General features: G+C 50.7%; 1 rRNA gene. It reads left to right on the top strand.

Features of this window, described 5'->3' with window-relative positions:
• Nucleotides 1-2,401: ribosomal RNA gene (locus KQI36_RS17525) — 23S ribosomal RNA — on the top strand; the annotation flags it as partial.
• Between the last annotated feature and the right edge of the window lie 31 nt (nt 2,402-2,432).

Below are 2,432 nucleotides of genomic sequence, written 5' to 3'. Positions count from 1 at the left end.
AGGTGAAAAGAACCCCGGAAGGGGAGTGAAATAGAACCTGAAACCCTGTGCCTACAACCGGTCGGAGCACTTTATATGTGTGACGACGTGCTTTTTGTAGAACGAGCCAACGAGTTACGATATGTAGCGAGGTTAAGTACTTAAGGTACGGAGCCGAAGGGAAACCGAGTCTGAATAGGGCGCAAAGTTGCATGTCGTAGACCCGAAACCGGGTGACCTATCCATGGCCAGGATGAAGCGACAGTAAAATGTCGTGGAGGTCCGAACCACGTTGGTGTTGAAAAACCATGGGATGAGCTGTGGATAGCGGAGAAATTCCAATCGAACTCGGAGATAGCTGGTTCTCCTCGAAATAGCTTTAGGGCTAGCGTCGATTAACTGAGTACTGGAGGTAGAGCACTGAATAGGCTAGGGGGCATACCGCTTACCGAACCTTATCAAACTCCGAATGCCAGATACTTTTATTTCGGCAGTCAGACTGCGAATGATAAGATCCGTAGTCAAAAGGGAAACAGCCCAGACCATCAGCTAAGGTCCCAAAGTGTAAGTTAAGTGGTAAAGGATGTGGGATTTCTAAGACAACTAGGATGTTGGCTTAGAAGCAGCCACTCATTTAAAGAGTGCGTAATAGCTCACTAGTCAAGAGATCCCGCGCCGAAGATGTCCGGGGCTAAAACTTACCACCGAAGCTATGGATTCACATTTAATATGTGAGTGGTAGAGGAGCTTTCTGCATTGGCTGAAGTCGTACCGAAAGGAGCGGTGGACGATGCAGAAGTGAGAATGTTGGCATAAGTAGCGAGAGCCAGGTGAGAATCCTGGCGGTCGAAAACCTAAGGTTTCCTGAGGAAGGCTCGTCCGCTCAGGGTTAGTCGGGACCTAAGGCGAGGCCGAAAGGCGTAGTCGATGGACAACAGGTTGATATTCCTGTACCGTTAGCAGACGTTATTACAAACGGGGTGACGCAGGAGGATAAGATGTGCACACTATTGGATGTGTGTCTAAGCACTTAGGGAGTTTTAGCAGGCAAATCCGCTAAAACAATTCTGAGGTGTGATGGGGAGCTAATTATAGCGAAGTATCTGATTCCACGCTGCCAAGAAAAGCCTCTATGGAGGAAGCTAACGCCCGTACCGCAAACCGACACAGGTAGGTGAGGAGAGAATCCTAAGACCAGCGGAAGAATTGCTGTTAAGGAACTCGGCAAATTGACCCCGTAACTTCGGGAGAAGGGGTGCCTACGCAAGTAGGTCGCAGAGAATAGGCCCAAGCAACTGTTTAGCAAAAACACAGGTCTCTGCTAAAGCGAAAGCTGATGTATAGGGGCTGACGCCTGCCCGGTGCTGGAAGGTTAAGGGGATTGCTTAGCGCAAGCGAAGGCATGAACTTAAGCCCCAGTAAACGGCGGCCGTAACTATAACGGTCCTAAGGTAGCGAAATTCCTTGTCGGGTAAGTTCCGACCCGCACGAATGGCGTAATGATTTGGGCACTGTCTCAACAGCAAATCCGGCGAAATTGTAGTGCAAGTGAAGATGCTTGCTACCCGCGATTGGACGGAAAGACCCCGTAGAGCTTTACTGCAATTTAGCATTGAGTTTCGGTATTATCTGTACAGGATAGGTGGGAGACTGGGAAATCACGGCGTCAGCTGTGGTGGAGTCGACCTTGGGATACCACCCTGATAGTACTGGAATTCTAACCGGAGGCCATGAATCTGGTCACGGGACATTGTTAGGTGGGCAGTTTGACTGGGGCGGTCGCCTCCTAAAAAGTAACGGAGGCGCCCAAAGGTTCCCTCAGAACGGTCGGAAATCGTTCGAAGAGTGCAAAGGCAGAAGGGAGCCTGACTGCGACACATACAGGTGGAGCAGGGACGAAAGTCGGGCTTAGTGATCCGGTGGTACCTCGTGGGAGGGCCATCGCTCAACGGATAAAAGCTACCTCGGGGATAACAGGCTGATCTCCCCCAAGAGTCCACATCGACGGGGAGGTTTGGCACCTCGATGTCGGCTCGTCGCATCCTGGGGCTGAAGTCGGTCCCAAGGGTTGGGCTGTTCGCCCATTAAAGCGGCACGCGAGCTGGGTTCAGAACGTCGTGAGACAGTTCGGTCCCTATCCGTCGCGGGCGTAGGAAATTTGAAGGGAGCTGTCCTTAGTACGAGAGGACCGGGATGGACCAACCTCTGGTGCACCAGTTGTCACGCCAGTGGCATAGCTGGGTAGCTATGTTGGGAAGGGATAAACGCTGAAAGCATCTAAGCGTGAAGCCCACCCTAAGATGAGATTTCCCATAACGTAAGTTAGTAAGACTCCTGAAAGAACATCAGGTTGATAGGTGAGGGGTGTAAGCATGGTAACATGTTCAGCTGACTCATACTAATAAGTCGAGGGCTTGACCTAATATAATCACTGTGCAATTTTCAGAGAACAA

The sequence above is a fragment of the Clostridium senegalense genome, from assembly GCF_018916625.1.
GTDB classification, from domain to species: domain Bacteria; phylum Bacillota; class Clostridia; order Clostridiales; family Clostridiaceae; genus Clostridium_J; species Clostridium_J senegalense.
The sequence above is the reverse complement of the archived record's forward strand: the minus strand, read 5'-3'. Positions and strand labels throughout refer to the sequence as shown.